The 17115-nt window shown below is 56.7% G+C and carries 11 protein-coding genes; 2 read left to right on the top strand and 9 right to left on the bottom strand.

All coding sequences use genetic code 11. The features are described 5' to 3' along the window. The first annotated feature begins 55 nt into the window (after nt 1–55). Nucleotides 56–1444 carry a sulfatase gene (locus B5D61_RS15685; protein WP_078814355.1) on the top strand — a complete coding sequence of 463 codons (1389 nt, stop codon included), beginning with the start codon at nt 56–58 and terminating at the stop codon, nt 1442–1444. 59 nt (nt 1445–1503) lie between these two features. After that, on the top strand, nt 1504–2232 hold the full coding sequence (locus B5D61_RS15680; protein ID WP_078814354.1) for a 3-keto-alpha-glucoside-1,2-lyase-like domain-containing protein: 729 nt from the start codon (nt 1504–1506) through the stop codon (nt 2230–2232). Nucleotides 2233–2242: 10 nt separating this feature from the next. On the opposite strand, the gene B5D61_RS15675 is transcribed toward B5D61_RS15680, so the two are convergent. From B5D61_RS15675 to B5D61_RS15625, 9 genes are all read right to left on the bottom strand, one after another. Continuing rightward, nucleotides 2243–3742 carry an arylsulfatase gene (locus B5D61_RS15675; RefSeq protein WP_078814353.1) on the bottom strand — a complete coding sequence of 500 codons (1500 nt, stop codon included), beginning with the start codon at nt 3740–3742 and terminating at the stop codon, nt 2243–2245. A gap of 28 nt (nt 3743–3770) precedes the next feature. After that, the gene (locus B5D61_RS15670) at nt 3771–4592 is read right to left on the bottom strand and encodes a sugar phosphate isomerase/epimerase family protein (RefSeq protein ID WP_078814352.1); all 822 of its coding nucleotides are present in this window, start codon (nt 4590–4592) and stop codon (nt 3771–3773) included. Nucleotides 4593–4770: 178 nt separating this feature from the next. Then, nucleotides 4771–6114: a 16S rRNA (adenine(1518)-N(6)/adenine(1519)-N(6))-dimethyltransferase RsmA gene (gene rsmA, locus B5D61_RS26830; protein ID WP_078814351.1), complete on the bottom strand. Its 1344-nt coding sequence runs from the start codon at nt 6112–6114 to the stop codon at nt 4771–4773. 139 nt (nt 6115–6253) lie between these two features. After that, nucleotides 6254–6610 carry a hypothetical protein gene (locus tag B5D61_RS15660; RefSeq protein ID WP_139373294.1) on the bottom strand — a complete coding sequence of 119 codons (357 nt, stop codon included), beginning with the start codon at nt 6608–6610 and terminating at the stop codon, nt 6254–6256. A 762-nt stretch (nt 6611–7372) separates the two neighbouring features. Further along, nucleotides 7373–7876 (bottom strand): hypothetical protein, encoded by a 504-nt coding sequence (locus tag B5D61_RS15650; RefSeq protein ID WP_139373293.1) that lies wholly within the window; start codon nt 7874–7876, stop codon nt 7373–7375. Between the two features lie 676 nt (nt 7877–8552). After that, nucleotides 8553–9242: a leucine-rich repeat domain-containing protein gene (locus B5D61_RS15640; RefSeq protein ID WP_078814346.1), complete on the bottom strand. Its 690-nt coding sequence runs from the start codon at nt 9240–9242 to the stop codon at nt 8553–8555. A gap of 161 nt (nt 9243–9403) precedes the next feature. After that, complete coding sequence (locus tag B5D61_RS15635) at nt 9404–9835, bottom strand: DUF3806 domain-containing protein (RefSeq protein ID WP_078814345.1); 432 nt, start codon at nt 9833–9835, stop codon at nt 9404–9406. Nucleotides 9836–10810: 975 nt separating this feature from the next. Then, nucleotides 10811–12823: an ATP-dependent helicase gene (locus tag B5D61_RS15630; RefSeq protein ID WP_078814344.1), complete on the bottom strand. Its 2013-nt coding sequence runs from the start codon at nt 12821–12823 to the stop codon at nt 10811–10813. 78 nt (nt 12824–12901) lie between these two features. Next, on the bottom strand, nt 12902–16948 hold the full coding sequence (locus B5D61_RS15625) for a beta strand repeat-containing protein (RefSeq protein WP_078814343.1): 4047 nt from the start codon (nt 16946–16948) through the stop codon (nt 12902–12904). Nucleotides 16949–17115: the final 167 nt, after the last annotated feature.

Raw genomic sequence — 17115 nt, 5'->3', positions numbered from 1 at the left:
CGCAGAGCTTTTGCCGAAATGTGGGCAGCGAAAGCACGTTCGAAGAGGCACCACCATGAAGGCGCTTCTTTGTTTTTTGATCGTCGCTCTCACGGGAGCAAGCTCACTGCGGGCGGCTCCAGATCTGCCGAGTTTTATCGTCATCCTGGCCGATGATCTCGGCTGGGCAGATCTAGGGTGTTATGGCAATACCTTCAATCAAACACCGAACATTGATCGACTGGCTCGCGAAGGCATGCGCTTCACCCAGTTCTATGCAGGTCCCGTCTGTTCGCCGACTCGGGCCAATCTGCAAAGTGGTCAGGACCAGGCTAGGTTTGGCATCACGCAGCACATCCCTGGACATCGGCGACCGTATGCGAAGCTCAAAGATCCCGTGGTGCCTCTGCAACTACCCTTGGAGGTGGAGACCTACGCTGAGAGACTCCGCACTTCTGGTTATGCTTCGGGTTATTACGGCAAGTGGCATCTGGGTAAGCAGGGATTCGGCCCGGCGGATCAAGGCTGGCAGGATGCTCTGGAGTGTCAGGGGCATACACAGCCGCCGTCTGTTACGGGATTAGCGGAGCCGAAACGCACGGCCGAGTTTCTCACGGATAAAGCAGTGGCTTTCATCGAAGCTCATAAGACCAAGCCCTTTGTTCTCCAGGTGTCTCATTATGCGGTGCACATCCAGCTCTCCACGACACCCGAGTTGCAAAAGAAATATGAGCAGCGCCCACCCATGCCGGGGTATCCCAGCAATCCTATTTATGCGGGATTGTTGGAAGAGTTGGACCAGAGTGTGGGCCGCATCATGCAGGCTGTGGATCAAGCGGGGCTGAGTGAAAAGACATTCATTCTGTTCCTATCCGATAATGGTGGGCTTGCGCATGAACAAAGCGGGCGTGTGGTGACTTCCAATGCTCCGTTGCATGGAGAGAAAGGCACGCTGTATGAAGGGGGCATTCGCATTCCCGCGATTGCGCGTTGGCCGGGTCGGGTGCCTGCAGGCAGTGAGTGCCCCACACCGGCGATCACCCTGGATGTTTACCCCACGTTCAGTGAACTCGGCGGCGTGCAGACACCGATGCAGCAGCCGCAAGATGGCGTGAGCTTAGCGGCTCTTTTGCGCGATCCGAAGGCCAAGATTGCTCGTGATACGCTGTATTGGCATCTGCCTCATTACCATCACAGCACGCCTGCCAGTGCCATTCGTCAGGGAGATATGAAGCTCATTGAGTTTTATGAAGATCAGCACGTCGAGCTTTATGACCTGGCGACAGATCTGAGCGAGAGCACCAATCTGGCTGAGAAACTGCCGGAGAAAGCGGCCGAACTGCGCGCTGCCTTGGCGGAGTGGCGTGAGAGAGTCCAGGCGCAGATGCCGGTGCCAAATCCTGATTATGATCCTGCACGAGCCACGGAGTTGGGAGGGAAGGGCAAGAAGGGTGGGGGAGACTGATGCAACCGCCCTTTCATTCCGCCTGATAGCTGGTCCTCTGAACGACGTTTCAGCGGCCTATGATTCGTCCTCTTCTCTTTCTCTCCCTGCTGTCTTCCGCTGCTTGGGCTGCCTCTGCCGATGAGGCTTTGGTGCAGAAACAAGGTCGTCTGCTATTCAGCGATGACTTTGAGCGCGATGAAGCGACCCCGGATAAGGAAGACATCGGCAACGGCTGGACGACCAACAGTGCTTGGCGTGCGCAGGGACAAAAGCAGGTGGACTTGAATGAAGGCCACATGGTGGTGACTCGGCTTCCCGTGGCGAATCACGGTGTAGCCATCTTCCACGACGTAGCTTTTCGTGATGGTGCGGTGAAGCTGAAGTTTAAGCTGGGCACTGAGGGAGACCTAGGCGTGGATTTTGTGGATCGAGAATGCAAGACCGTGCATGCGGGCCATCTTTGCGTGGCTCAGGTGACTTCGAAGAATGTGACGCTCCGGGACTCGAAGACCGGAGCGATGGATCTGAAGATTAAGGAGCGCCGGGAAAAGGAGGGTAACTCACCTGAACTCGCTCAATTGCTGAAGAGCAAATCCGCAGGGTTCCCTTTGAAGATGGACCCCGAGGCTTGGCATGAGATGCTCATCGTTGTGCAAGGGGACGTGATGCGCTTTACGCTGGATGGCCTGGAGATCGGCCAATTCAAGTCGGAAGGTATTGCGCATCCCACCAAGCGCATGATCACGTTGGCCGTCAATAAAAGCGCTGAGGTGGATGATGTGCAGGTGTGGTCACTGGCGGATTGAAACAAGATCTTTACTCTCCAGTGACTCCGGGGATGACGAGTGGGAAGGTGGAGTTTTCACTGACTTCCTGCTTCAGGATGGTCTCCGCTTTCTGGATGAAGTCGGGGTGGGCCGCTGCGATGTCATGGGCTTCAGCCCGGTCTTGGGAGAGGTCATACAGCTCCCAGGAACCGGGCTTCTTGGTTTTTAGATTTTGACGCACGGCTTTGTAATCTCCCATCCGCACGGCCACTTGACCATTATACTCGGGAAAGACCCAAAGCAGCGGTTGCGTGCGCTCCTGCTTCTTGCCTTGAGTCAGCGCAGGCCAGAGACTCTGGCCATCCAATCCTGTGGGGGCGGCAACACCTGTGGCCTCACAAAGCGTGGGGAACCAGTCGGCAAAGAAGCCTGCGGTGTCATTGCTAGCTCCAGAAGGGATCTTCCCTGGCAGACGAGCAATGGTCGGCACTCGGATGCCGCCTTCATAGACGCTACCTTTGTAGCCACGAAGATCCGCCGTGCTGTGGAAGAATTTAGGATCTGCCCCACCGACATGGAAAGGGGACTTGGGCGAACGCGCATGTGTGGCACCGTTGTCACTGGTGAAAATGACCAAGGTTTCATCCGCCACGCCAGCCTTTTTCAGGGCGGCCATCACGCGTCCCACATAGCCATCCAGATCTGAGATCATGGCTGCATAACCGGCATGTGGACGAGGATGCGGCACGTAGCCGTTTTCACCTCGGTAGGGCTCGGTATCCCATTCGGCAGGAAACTTCTCCACGGAAGCTTTGGGGGGATGCATGGAGACATGCGGCTCGATAAAAGCGAGGTAGAGAAAGAAAGGCTTCTCCGCCTGATCTTGGATGAACTTCTCCGCCTCCTGGATCATCAGCTTCGGTGCATAGGTTTCGCCGATCCAGTCTTCCATCTTTACATCGCCTTCGGGCTGCTTGGCATGGCCGGGAATGGGGTGGGTATTGATGGTGATTTGCTCACGGTTTCGCCAGAGATAGGGCGGATAGTAGCTGTGGGCGACGGCTTGGCAGTTGTAGCCAAAAAAGAGGTCAAAGCCCTTTTTGTTAGGCTCGCCCGTGCTGCCCACGGGGCCGAGTCCCCATTTGCCCATCGCTCCTGTGGCATACCCTGCTTTTTGGAAGACCTGGGCCATGGTCAGGGCCTTTTCAGAAATCGGGTGCTGACCTTCGTTGAATTGCGGGAAATGCTTCTTCGCCTGTAGATTTCCCCGAATCTCCGCATGCCCCAGATGCTTGCCCGTCATGAGCACACAGCGGGAAGGGGCACAAACCGGCGCGCCGGAGTAGTGCTGGGTCAAACGTGTGCCTTCAGCCGCCAAGGCATCCAGATTTGGGGTTGGAATCTTCTCTTGGCCAAAACAGCCCACTTCCCCCCAGCCGAGATCATCAGCTAAGATAAAGACCACATTCAGCGGGCGGGCCTGTACCGTTTGGCTGCTCAGCAGCAGACCGGTGAGACCCAAAGCGAGAAGGAATCGTCGTGCTTGCATCCCCCTTCAACGTCGTCAGCGGAGCCAATCACACGTAAAGATGGCGATACGCTTCCTTGATCTTTTTCAGATACTCTGCCTGATCCATGGCCCAGTAGAGATTGGAAAAAATCTCCACCTCACGATGCCCGGTAAAACCCGTGGCATCCACCCAATCGGAGATCTGACGGATGGGGATGCAGCCCTCTCCCATGAGTCCCCGATCATTCAGGAGATCGGCCGTGGGGGTCTTCCAGTCACAGATATGAAAGGCAAACAGGCGCTTCTGTGCGGACGTGAATTCGATCTGATGCTTCAGCTCCGGGTCCCACCAGATGTGATACACATCCGCTGCGATGCCCACATTCTCAGGCGAGCCTAACGCATCGCAGATGTCATTGGCCTGGCGCATGGTATTCACCGCGCTGCGGTCGTCGGCATACATCGGGTGCAGGGGTTCGATGGCCAGCTTCACCCCCGCCGCTTCTGCCTCGGGCAGCACGGCGGCGATCCCGTCCGTAATCTGTTTTCGTGATTCCTCCAGCGATTGCCCAGGCACCGCACCACACACCAGGACGATCATCGGCGCTTCCAGCTCTCGAGCCTGCTCAATGCACCGGCGGTTATCATCCAGGGCTTTTTGGCGTCCTTCCGCGGTTTTGCTGGGGAAAAAACCACCCCGGCACAGACTCACCACCTTCATCCCAGCTTCCCGCGCACGACGGCCTACCGCAGTCACATCTCGACCCTCAAGGTTGTAACGCCAAAAAGTAATCCCCGTCACGCCTGCCGCTGAATAGCGAGTGATGCATTCTTCCGTGGTCCAATGCTTGGTGGTGATGGTGTGGATGCAGAGACGTTCCATATCCATGATGAAGCCTGGGGCGAGCGGGTTTGTCCAGTGAACTCTGTGAGAGTTGATGTTAAGAAGAGGATGGCTCGAAAAGATGCTTACCTTGCCTCAGACGAGAGAGGTTTGTCTGGGACGCGAAGTCGTGCGACCTTGAGGCTGTCGGAGCCTCGTAAAAGCTTACTACTTCATAGCCCCCTCACTTCACATACGCCTTCCAGCAGGTCACGAAGCCTTTGGCAAAGTCCTGCGGCCGCTTGGTCACCCAGGCGGTGATCTGTTCGGGGCTGAACCACTCGCCATAGGGCACCTCCTCGGGCAGGCAGCGCACCGGGCCGTTGTGGCGGGCGATGTGCAGTTCCACAAATTCATGGTCAGTATGCTCACCGGCGGGTAGTTGCGCGGCCAGTTCGGTTCCGGTGATCTCGATCCCCACCTCTTCATGCACCTCGCGGATGGCACAGGCGGCATAACTTTCGCCCACATCCAGATGCCCCGCTGCGCTGCTGTCCCATTTCAAAGGGGACACATCCTTCAGGTGCGAGCGCATTTGCAGGAAGACATCGCCACGCTTGTTGATCAGAAACACGTGCACCGCTCGGTGCAGCAGACCCTGCGCATGCACCTCGCCGCGCGTCTTTTGGCCGATCACCTCATTACGCTCATTCACCACGTCAAAGATCTCGCTCGCCTTTTGCCCAGCATCCGCCGTTTGGCGCTCCTCATACCAGCGGGCTAGGTTTACCCATTGCAGCACAGACAGTTCCTCCGCCCGCATCGTCACGGGCATGCCCAGCGACTCCGTTAAGCCCTCCCAACTGCCGGGAGCAGGGGGCAGCAGATTCTTGAGCTGCTTGCGCCGCTGGCTGAAACCCATCCGCACCAGTTTTTCGAACAGCTTGCGATCATACACCGGCAGCGTCCGTGGATCGCGCGGCGTCATCCGCACGATGGCGCTGTCCACCTTCGGTTTCGGGTTAAACGCTTCCGGCGGGATGATGCGCAGCAGCTCCACATCCCAGTCCCGCTGGACCAGCACCGAGAGCCCCCCGTAAGAATCCTCTCCCAGCTTGGCAGCCAGCCGCTGGCACACCTCCTTTTGCAGCATGAAGACCGCGCTCTTCACCGGTGTCGGCGGCGTCAGCATGTGCTTCAAAATCTCCCCGCCCACCGAATACGGCAAGTTCCCGATCACCCGCACATCGCCATGGCGATACCACTCACGCAGATCCACCTGGGTGGCATCCGCATGCTGCACCTCCACCCCCTGCGGGCCGTATTTCTTCACCAACTCCGGGGCCAGTTGATTGTCCTTCTCGATCAGCAGCAGCTTCTGCGGACGACCCACCAGATGTTGTGTCATCGCCCCCAGACCCGGTCCCGGCTCCACCACGAAGCCCGCGTTATCCGGCTCGATCTGATCCGCGATCCAACGCGCGATCTCCTCATCCACCAGGAAGTTCTGCCCCATGCTCTTGCGTGGGGTCACTTCCTGACCGCTGATGATGCGTGGTTGACGATGTCCTAGGCCTTTCGATCTCATGATGCCTCATCCCATCGCATGGATGAGGAAGGGCTGCCAAGTGGAAAGGATGGGGTTCACGGGAAGATGTACACGGAAGACGGACGCCACTGATCTTGAAAGTTTGCAAAAATGCGGCATCGCAACTGATGGCGTCTAATTAGACCTCCTTGATCTTATCGAGATCGAGCGGTGCAGAATCCAAATCTTTAACACCGAGCCGCTCAAACGCCTGAATATGGTTAAGCAAGGTGAGCTTGGAGCCATAGACTTCGATCAAATCGCGTGCGGCTGCATTCGTGACGCTCATTTTGATCCCGTGATTTTGTGCATAGATCAAGCCCTCGATCCAAGAGCCGATTCGACCGCCAGCGAGGTGATGGGCCGAAAGTTCCAGATAGGTGATCGGAAGGCCGTGGTTGGCGATCAGATCCAGACATCGTCGAGATTCGCGATACGGCATCTTGTATATAACCGTCCCCACGAAGAGCTGGAAAAGTGATGGCCTAGTATCCATGGCTTAACTTTTCTGTTGAGGATTGGATGGCATGCATGGCCGTTGGAAAAGGGGCTTATCGATGTCACTGAAAATCATCATGAGGTTCTGATGGAGGTCTCATTGAGAGAGATCAATGGTTAGGTGCAGGGGTACTAGCGAATGAGGAAGTTAGGAAACTCCAAAAAAAGGAAAAGCCAAACAAGACGAAGATGCCGATGACAGCATAAAAGGCGACTCTATGTGCGAGGGATGCCGTTCGGTGCCGGTAAAGACGAATCGGTAAGACAATGATGAGAACCAGATATCCGAGAGTCAGAAAGGCGATGATGATGCTAAATGGAAATTCCAATCCCGCATCGTCGTTGGCAAGTGTGCGTGGACCAAAGAAGTGGAACAACCAAGGAACATACATGCATACAATGAGAAGGAGCGACCCTACGGGCACTTTGGGTTTGGATGGTGATGGTTCGTTCATGAGAGGCCTGACGAGGACTAACGCTCGGATGGGGAAGGACTGGCAGCTGGAAAGGCGGGGGCGAAGCGATATCGCTCTTCGAGAAAATTACCCGAGGTCGAGTTGGTCGGGCTAGATTCAAGTGGTCCACCCATGGATCAGAAGGATCAAGTCGGAGCCTCTTTCTCCCAAATGAATCTGCACATTCCGGCTGCTTGGGAAGGGCGTCACACGATCAAGGCGATTCTTCAAGGCCTCTGGGGGTCCACCAAGGATGATGCAGATGTTGCGGCACACGGTCTTCATAGTTAGGCCTCTTACATTCGTCAGTCAGACAGTTGAATGGAGCGAACGAATGCAAGTAATTTGGGCAGGCTTTGCTCCTCATTTTTTACGAAGGAGATGGGAGCTTCAGGATTGATGATGGCACCCAAGTGTTCGTTGATGTGGGTGACGATCACGAGATGGCGTTGGGAACGAAAGCTCATGACGGCCCGGGTGACATTGGCCCGAGAAGAATGATAGGGGCCGTTAGGCGTACCTCGGGTTGTCACAATGGGAGAGGTTCCTGGGGCATTATAAAAGCCGTAAGACGCACCTCCTTGGATATCCGCCAGGTATCGCTGGCTGATCAGGCGAGACTGCGCGGAAACGGATCGGAGGTTATTTAAAACGATCGTTAGATTGGTCATCATCTGCTCACGCTTGGGTAAGGCCAAAAACTCGGAAGGCAGCATGGAGGCATCAAGGATCTCGACTTTGTAGAGTTCCCCCGTGAAATCGTCCCACCAAGTCACCGCTTGGCTACCGGGTCCACTTTCTTTTTTCATCGTCCAGGCAGTGTTATGCGAGGGTAGTCGGCAGGTAAGCTTGCGGTCTGCACTCTGATAAGCACCACCTTTGAATCGGCTGGTCGTGCATTGGCAAAGAGCCAGACTCAGTAAGCAAACGATCGAAAAAATGAAACAGGCGCGCATTAAAATGGATGTTCGGCTTGGGTGAAATTGTGGTAAAGTTAGATCGTTAGGACTAAGAGATTGGCTGTGTTTGCTGGCCTACGCAATGCCAATCGTGGATAGCCTTCTGCCTTTTACCACGGCTGGCACAGGATCTTAGTGGGCCGTTGATGGGGGCCTGCTGATTTGCCCACGAATCGTTGAGAGGAACCCGCATCCTCCTCATCATGAAATCGGGTGTAATCGATCTGATAAGCATGAGCTGCAAAGGCCAATGCGCCCGAAGCCAAGATCATCGCAACCCATGCCGTCTGGAGGAACCAAGCCGAGCGACGGCGTAGGACCAAACTCGACACCAGCACGACGCAAGCCAACAGACTCCCCAGCATAAACCCCCCAAGGCAAACTTCCCCCCAGCTTTGGGCAGTTCGGTGGAGGCTGAGGCCGTTGCTAAAACGAACGGGAAAAACGCATCAGGTAGGTTATTGCGGTGGGGGCGCTATCGCCTTGTTAGGCACTCACCAAGGGGCCGCTCCCAAAATCGCTGGTATTACTTCATCTCTGGATGTCTTTCTAAGCCTGCGGGAATTCCCTTGTCCACTCGCACTTCGGGTCGGAGCCGCATGAATTCCTTGGTCGCCGCGCTTTTGAAGACATCCTTCATGCCGTGGAGGTAACGCAGCCGCTTGAGCCGCAGAATCGGGCGCCAGTCCTGATCCTCGATCTTGCTTTGCGAGATGTGCAGCGCATCCAGCATCGGCAGATGCTCGATCCAGCCGAGCGTGGACCAATCCGTGTTCCAGATCGACAGATGACGGACATTCGAGAACGAGAGGAAATCTGGGGGCCGAAACCCATGGAGATGGCTCAGCTCCAGATACTCGAGCTTCGGCAGAAACGGCAACGTACTCAGATCCTTGAGGTGCCGCAGTCGGCAGAGCGCGAACGATTCCAAGGTGCCGCTGCAAAAATCCACGTCCACGCTCGACAATGACCCGAAAGCTACCTCCAACCGGCGCAGGCGGGACAAACCCCGCAAGGCCCGCAGATCGGCAATCCTGCACTTGCGTAGGGAGACTTCCTCGATGTCTGGATAATCGCTCAGTGCGCTCAGATTCTCCGGGGTGCCGTAAATCGTCAGTTGCTTGACGGGATAGCGCCTGAGCGCCACGCGCAGGTCGCAAGGCTCCTGCTCAGCCAGAATCACCAGCGCGCTACGTTCAGGGATATGATTGATCATTGTGCTGGTGAGACCTAACTTCTAAGCTGTGCCGAACGCCGGGGCGGGGTGGCGCTCCGAGACAGGAAGGCGGGTTAAAGTTACGGAAGCATGGCCGACAGAGCAGCCCCAGCAGTTGTCCAGCCGCGCCTTGTTCGGCCTTGGTTGTTCGTGGTGCAGCTTCATGTTGGCTGCTGCAAACTTGCTCTCAACTCGTCAGCTTTCTGGGCGACTCCGTCGATCAGAGAATAAACATCAACAGACTCGCCCCTCTCAACGCGCTTCGAGATCATGGTCAGAGGATAGAGAATTATGGTTGTTCCAGGAAGCCTTAGTGCCGGGTCACGTCCATACTCATCCTCGACGCTGACCCACTCGAAGCCGCACCGCTGAACGAATGCGTCACCCAATGTGATGCCAAGACTTTGCAGCTTCCAAGTCTCCGATGGCTCAATCCATCCGTTCTGAAGGATTGCATCAAGTAAGCGCAGCTTCTGATCATACTCCTCATAGAGTGGCTGACTCGCAGGCTCGAAGTGGCCTCGAACCCATTCTCGCTGGCGTTCAATGCGAGCTAAATCCTCATCATTTGGTGCTTCGACTCGCTGCTCCATGGTGTTGTAGGGGGCGTGGACTGTTTTCTTTGGCCGAACAGTGTAATTAGTGTGCTACAATATCGATATCATAGTGATCGATATCGTCCAATACAGTATCAATATTTTAAGGCTTTCCAAATATTTCATTAGGACAAAGGTGGGGTTGCTTTGAGCGGATGTTCTTGAATGCGGTTCTCAGGGACCCTGTGTCCACGGCTATCTGGTGCGATGGGGCGGCGTGAGTGAAGGGCAGGGATTGTGAGTGATCCGCGTAAGAGAGAATTGCTCACGTAAAGAGGCGCTACACATCGAGTGCTCCTTCCCGGAGGCGTGCGAGGGCGGCGGCTCCGAAGGGCGCTCTCAATCCGTATGACGATGCGGTGGTTTGGCTGGGAGTTGGATCGGGCAGACTTCAGGATGTGAGGGGATGCCGACCTGACTAGACTTCGGCGTGGTATCCCGCATATGGAGTATGCCGACCACTTGCCGCCTGAGAGGCTGTCTGAAAAAAGCCTGTCAGTGCGTCCCATTTCAAGGAGCGGCACTTGCCAAGTGCCGTCGAACGCGGTGAACCGGGAGAATGCGGCATTCCCCAAGCCGTGACTTTGGCAAGTCACGCTCTTTGCGTGGGACTTTTCAGACAGCCTCTGATCAGAGTCAGGGCTGTTAGCACGACTTGTCGCTTGCTTTTGTGGCAGTTAATTCATCCGGTCGGTGGATGAGGGTTAACCAACAACGTGTTTCAGGCTATCGACAAAACTTAACGACCTGGGTGGAGACGAAGAAATCGGTACGTTTTGGCAAGGCCCGGAGTTGCGGGCAGGAGTGCCCGCATCATTCGAAGATGCGTGGCGCCACCAAGGAGTCGGGGCGGCCCGCCCCTGACTTTTCATGGCCGAGGCTGGATCAGATCGAGTTGCGCACGAGTGGAGGCGAGCTGCCTCCACTCCCAGTGAGGCAACAGGTGCTGCTCTGGCCCAAGACAAAGTGGCGTCACCACCCACTTCTCACGTTCCATTTCTCCATGAGGTCCATGGACAGCTCGGTGATGAAGCGGCTGGGTCGCATGAGAATGTCGCCATCGCGGGCTTGGTGATTGATGAGTGGGTAGGTGAGGTAGAGCTCGTCCTTGGCGCGGGTGATGGTGACGTAGAAGAGGCGGCGTTCTTCCTCCAGACCGGCATCGCTTTCCTCCACGGCACGGGCATGGGGAAACATGCCATCGGCCATCCAGACGGCGAAGACGGTGTGCCACTCCAGGCCTTTGGCCTGATGCGCGGTGGTGAGGGTGACGGCGTCGCGATCCTCGGGCTGAGCATCGGGTTTGTTGTCGGTGTCCACACCACTGAGCAGGGAGAGTTGACTGAGGAACTCCAGGGGATCGGTGAAGCGAGAACTGTAGTTGCTGAGCTGCTCCAGATCCTGCTGGCGCTGCTCGGCGTTTTTGAATTTCGACTTCATGTATTCCTCATACACACCCTCATAGATGCTGCGGATCATGGCGGGCGGTGGCTGGGGCACGCCATCGATGATGAGCTCATCCAGAGTGTAGGCGAATTGATCCCAGGTCTCGCGAGCTTTCTTCGGCACGCTCATGGGGATGAGCAGATCGGAGAATTTGCCGGTCATCACATCGGCCTGGGAGGCGTCCGTTTTCAGCCAGGCATTCCACAGCTTCAGCGCACTGGCTCCGCCGACTCCAGGGATGAGTTTGACCATGCGCATGAAGCTGACTTCATCCCGCCGGTTGATGGCGAACTTCATGAAGGCGGCCACGTCTTTGACATGGGCTTGCTCAAAGAAGCGCAGGCCGCTGGTGATCTGGAAAGGAATGCCCCGCGCCGTCAGCTCCATCTGGATTTCCATGCTGTGGAAATGAGCACGGTAGAGGATGGCGATCTCGTTAAGCTCGGTGCCTTCATCCTGAAGCTCGAGGATGCGCTGGGCAATGAACTGGGCCTGGGCGCTGCCGCTGTCCAGAGGCACCAGGGCAGGGAGCTGGCCTTTGGCCTCGCGGGCGGGCTGGAGCTGTTTTTGGATCTGGCTTTTGTTGTTGGCGATGGAGGCATTCGCGAGGCTGAGGACCTCCGGCACGCTACGGTAGTTCACCTCGATCTTATGCACGGTGGCTCGCGGCCAGTATTCGTGGAATTGCAGGATGTTTCCCACATCCGCCCCACGCCAGGAGTAGATGGACTGGGCGTCATCGCCAACGACCATGAGGTTGCCATCGCGACCGGTGATCATTTCGACGAACTCGCACTGGAGGCTGTTGGTGTCCTGATACTCATCGACGAGGACGAACTCAAACTGCCGCTGATAACGCTCACGCAGGTCTTCATGCTCCTTGAGCAGACGCACGGATTGCGTCAGCAGATCGTCGAAGTCCATGCAGTTGGTCTCCACCTTTTTGTCCTGGTAGAGCTTGCGGATGCGCACGATCTGTTCCGCGATTTTCTCGAAGTAAGGGTAGCGTGTCTTCAAGATCTCTTCCACCGAAGTGCAGGTGTTATCGGCGAGAGAAAAGATGTCGCCAATGACCTCGGGTTTAGGAAACTTAAAGCCTGCGGTGTCGATGCCGCTGCTGTTGATCACGGTTTCCATGAGGTCCTTCTGATCCTCACGATCCATGATGGAGAAGCCTTTGCGATAGCCCAGGCGCTCAGCATTCCAGCGCAGGAATTTATTCCCGATGCTGTGGAAGGTGCCGCCCCACATACGGGTGGTATCGGCCGTGACGAGGGAGGCGACCCGCTCCAGCATCTCGCGGGCGGCTTTGTTGGTGAAGGTCAGCAGCAGGATCTGCTCGGGCAGCACGCCATTGTCCAGCAACCAGGCAACGCGATACGTCAGCGTGCGGGTTTTGCCCGAACCAGCTCCTGCGATGACGAGGGTCTGCCCTGGCGGTGCGGTGACGGCGGCATACTGCTGCTCATTCAGCTCCGCCTGATAATCAATGCGGGGCGCGGCGGCAGTGGCCGTGTGCAGGGTGTAATTGCGAGCCATGGATGGGAAACCCCCTTCGTCCACAAAGCCACGCGTGGAGTCAATGGAAAATCAAGGATCTACAAAATCGCGAAAGGCTTAATTCCGGCGGCGGCGCATGATGAGGAGGCCAAGGGCCAGGAGCAGGAAGGTCACCCGGCTAGGCTCAGGCACAGCGGCGACATAGATGATGCCAGAGGACAAAAACTGGCTGGTGTTCCAGATCCAGCCATTGGTCAGCATGTCGTTGCTGAGTTCCAGGTCGAGGTCGCCACCGACGGAGGCGGCGTTGAAGCCGCCCGCATTGAGAGTGCCCGAGATGGTGCCCCAGTCCATGAGGTTGAAGACGTCCCCCAAAGTCGGCGAGTAGCCATCGGCCAATTCGATCTTGATGGTGCTGCCGCTGGTGAGGTTGAGGGTGCCTTGGACTTCGAGCGCGTCATGCTGACCAAAGGTGCCATCCAGCAGGCTGGGATTCGTGATCCCACCGGTCAAGTCGGAGACGTTGCCAGTGGCGCCATTGAGGGTGAAAAGGAGGCGTGGTGCCGAAGCGCTGCCGCCACCGGAAAGGGTGAGGCTGCTGGCGGTGAGATCGCTAAAGACCAGTTGACCAATAGAAGCGCCGCCATTGTCGCCTGGGCTGAGGAGACCGGAAACCGTGGTAGCTCCACGAACGGTGCCGGTGCCAGAAAGGGTACCACTGCTCGTGATATCTACAGCGCCACTGCCGCTTTGCCCCACACCCGCCACGCCGATTTGGAGGTTGCCCGCATTCACAGTGGTGGTGCCGACATAGGTGTTGGGCCCTGTGAGGGTGAAGCGTCCGCTGCCTTGTTTGACCAGCCCGCCCCCACCGACGATCAAACCCGAATAGAGGGTGTCGGCCGTGCTGCCTGTGGTGAGACGAACCCCAGGAGCGGCGGCTGTATCGGCGGCAGCGACCGTGCCGAGAATCACCACGCCACCGCCGGAGAGGGACTTGATGGTTTGCGAGTAATCCGCGAGGCCGTTGCTCAGCGAGAGGATGTTTGAACTGCCTTCGCTGATGGTGATATCGGAGTTTGGGGATAAGGCATTAGCGGCTCCAGTTTGCAGCGTGCCTTCTTGGATCAAGGTGGCTCCTGAATAGGTGCTCGTGCCACTCAAGGTTTGAGTGCCTTTGCCAATCTTGGTGAGGGCAAGGACGCCAGCCCCATCTTGAAGCGTGCCACCGTAGAAGGTGTTGTAAGTGGCCGAAGTGCTTGTGGAGGTGCTGTTATCGTTGCCTCCCAAGGTCAGGGTCGAAGTGGTGGACGCCTTGCTGTTCGTCACGAAGACATTGGCATGATTGCCATAGGAGATCAGGCTGTTGATGGTCTCATTAAAACCGAAGAGGTCCAATGTGGCGCTGTTGGTGGAGACGGTGCCCGTGCCGCCTGAGATGATGACATTGCCTTTCCCTAAGCCATGGGGAATGACCTCGGAAGCGCCTAACCGCACAGTGACCAAAGCGCTGAGATTGAAGGCGGAGGTACTGTTGAGGTTGGTGTTGATGGAGAGATTGCCGGTGAAGTCGTTGCCGGTGTGGCTGAGCACGATGATGTTGGTGCCACCGGCACCTCCCGCGAGGTCCAGAGCATAGTCACCCGTGATCTTGCCTGCCAGGGTGCTCGGCGATGAACTGTTCACGGCACCGAGGCGGGTGTCACCGGTTAGCGTGATGGTTTTGGCTGAAGTGCCGAGCGTTTCTCCACCACGCATGCGGATAGCTCCAGGGATGGTGCCTTCACCATAACCCGTGCCAGCGAGGTAGAAGTCATTGTTAAAAACACCGGAGGCATTGACCCAAAGTTGACCGCCAGCGACAACCGTCACTGACCCTGTGCTCAGGGCACCGATGCTGTCCGCCCGGGTGCGGCCTTGGGTGAAGATGGTGCCACCTGTGTGGTAGTTGGTGCCTGAAAGGATGACTGGGCTGTTGCCTGTCCGGATCACCGTGACAACGCCAGTGCCATTGTCGCGAATGGAGGAGCGAAGGGTCATGTCACCGCTACCCGAGTGATTGATGACCAGTTCACCATCGGTGTTATCTGCTCCACCTGCGGTGATACTGCCGACATTGACGGTGCTGCCGATGGTGAGTGTGTTGGCTAGGCTTCCTTGGTTCCAAAGGCCGCCATTGGCACCGAAGCGAAGGGTCTCGCCACTGCCGATATCAATGAGACGTGGGGTCGCTGATCCCGCATCCCGCAGCATGAGCGTGTTGATGTCCGTAACCCCAGCGCCGGTGCTGATGGTGGCCTCGGTGTTGTTGATCAGGAGATTGGTCGTGCCCGTGCTGACGATGTCGCCGCTGGTGTAAGCGGTGTAAAGTTCAGACCCGGCTGCGACGACATTGCCGAGGGTGTTTCCGGCCGTATTCTTGATGGCCCAGTCACTGCCGACGATGGCCCAAGCACCGAGGATACCGCTGGCATCATTCGGTGTGGTGGTGGTGATACCATTGCTCAGACTGATTGCGCCATTGGGGAGGAAGAACTCTAAGGTTGCGGCGTTCTCACGGGTGATGTTTCCAAGGTTCACCACCGTATTGCCGGGCGTGCTGCCTTGCGTAACCGTGACAAAGTTACGGCCCGACTTGATGAGGGTATTGTTGAAGGTCTGGCTGACGGCTGTTCCTGCATTGTTGCCCGCCACCCAGAGTCTGCCGCCGCCGAGCACAAGACGACTGGCGGAACTGATGATGTTGCTGGTGGGGGCTGTGCCCACCATGGTGTAGGTATTGCCGCTGACGGTGGTGGACGTGGATTGGGCGTTAAAGTCCAGCTTCAGGGTGCTGAGATTATTGCTGCTGTTGTTGCCGCTGATCCCTGCATTGGTGTGAGTGCCGGAGAGGATGGTCGTGTCACCGGTGTAGGTATGTGAGCTTGTGCCTGCGGTCGTGATGACGGTGTTCGATGTGGTGTTGGTAACCGTCAAGTATTCACCGGTGAGCGTCAGGATGCCGATGCCAATTTTGGTTAGGCCGCCGGACCCACTCAGGGAGCCGCGATAGGTCGTGGAGGCGTCATTGTTCCCGACCTGTAGGTCAATGGGTGCCCCCGAGACATCTTCGAGCGTGAGTTTACTGATGCCCGTCAAACCTCCGGTAACGAAGGTGCCGATATCGCTAGCAAAGCTCACGTTGATCTTGGACGTGTCGAAGTTGTTGAGCGTGAGGGTGGCGTATTGAGCTGCTCGGTTGTGCGCGAGTCGAATGCCTCCGGTATTTGTATTGGTATTGACGCTGCCGATGGCTCCCGTGAAGGTGTTAGCATTCGCCAAGGTGAGGATGCCCGTGCCACTGGAGGCATAGATGTTTCCGCCACCCGTGATTAAACCTGAAAAGGTGGTGTTAGCAGACCCCTGGGACAGATTGAGCGTGCCTCCTTGCAAGGATAGATGCCCCGCACCTTCAATCGAGCCTACGTTGTCGCTGATCTTGGCAATCATGGTCCCGCCGACATTGATCGTGAAGCGGGTGCTGTTGCTGATGTTGTTGGCATTGCCTCCCCAGAGGAAGGTGCCTCCATTGTTGATGACGATGCTGCCGTTCGTCGTCATTTGGTCAGCACTGCCGCCAGTGCCTGTCAGTTCTAAAGTACCGGAGTTCACGGTGATGGGTGCTCCGGTGAAGATAAAATAGCCGCTGGACGCAATGGCTCCGAAATTCAGGGACAACTTGCCATAACCGGTTTTCGTCAGACCGCTCGAAGTGACTCGGGAACTGATCGTGGAGTCCATGTTCTGGACATTGACTGTGGGAGCCGTGCCACTCAGAGTCAGGATCTGCACGCTGGCAATGGGAGAGGTCGTCTCCGGAGCGATGGTGACATGTCCGCTGAGAAAGTTAATACCCGAGACCGTCTGGTTACCAGGTAGCGTGACCGTGTAGGTGCCGAGACCATCCGTGCCGGCGGCAAAGTTCACGAAGCTATTGGCAACATAACCTGAGGGAGTCGCAAGACCATTCACATCGGAACTCCAGAACGCACCATCCCAAAGACCACCTGCATTCCCGGAGTAAACGGTGGTTCCATTCACATCCCAATAGAGCTGAGCGGTCGCAGTTCTCGCCGTCAGAGCGAAGAGGACGAGAGGGAAAAGTTTCCAGAGGCGTTTGTACATGGCGGAGGGGCACCAGCGGGTTGGGGGGAGGAGTCCTTGCCCCTACCGCAACAATGCCGATTGGAAAGGAGAAAGCCCTAGAATACCCCCATTTCATTCGTATTTCTGATCGTGGATTATCACCTGCTAAATATTATCTTTATGTCGCAGCCTTTGAGTCGGGGGCT

The organism is Prosthecobacter debontii, assembly GCF_900167535.1.
Lineage (GTDB): Bacteria > Verrucomicrobiota > Verrucomicrobiia > Verrucomicrobiales > Verrucomicrobiaceae > Prosthecobacter > Prosthecobacter debontii.
Note: the sequence above shows the minus strand (reverse complement) of the source record. Positions and strands in the feature narration are given on the sequence as shown.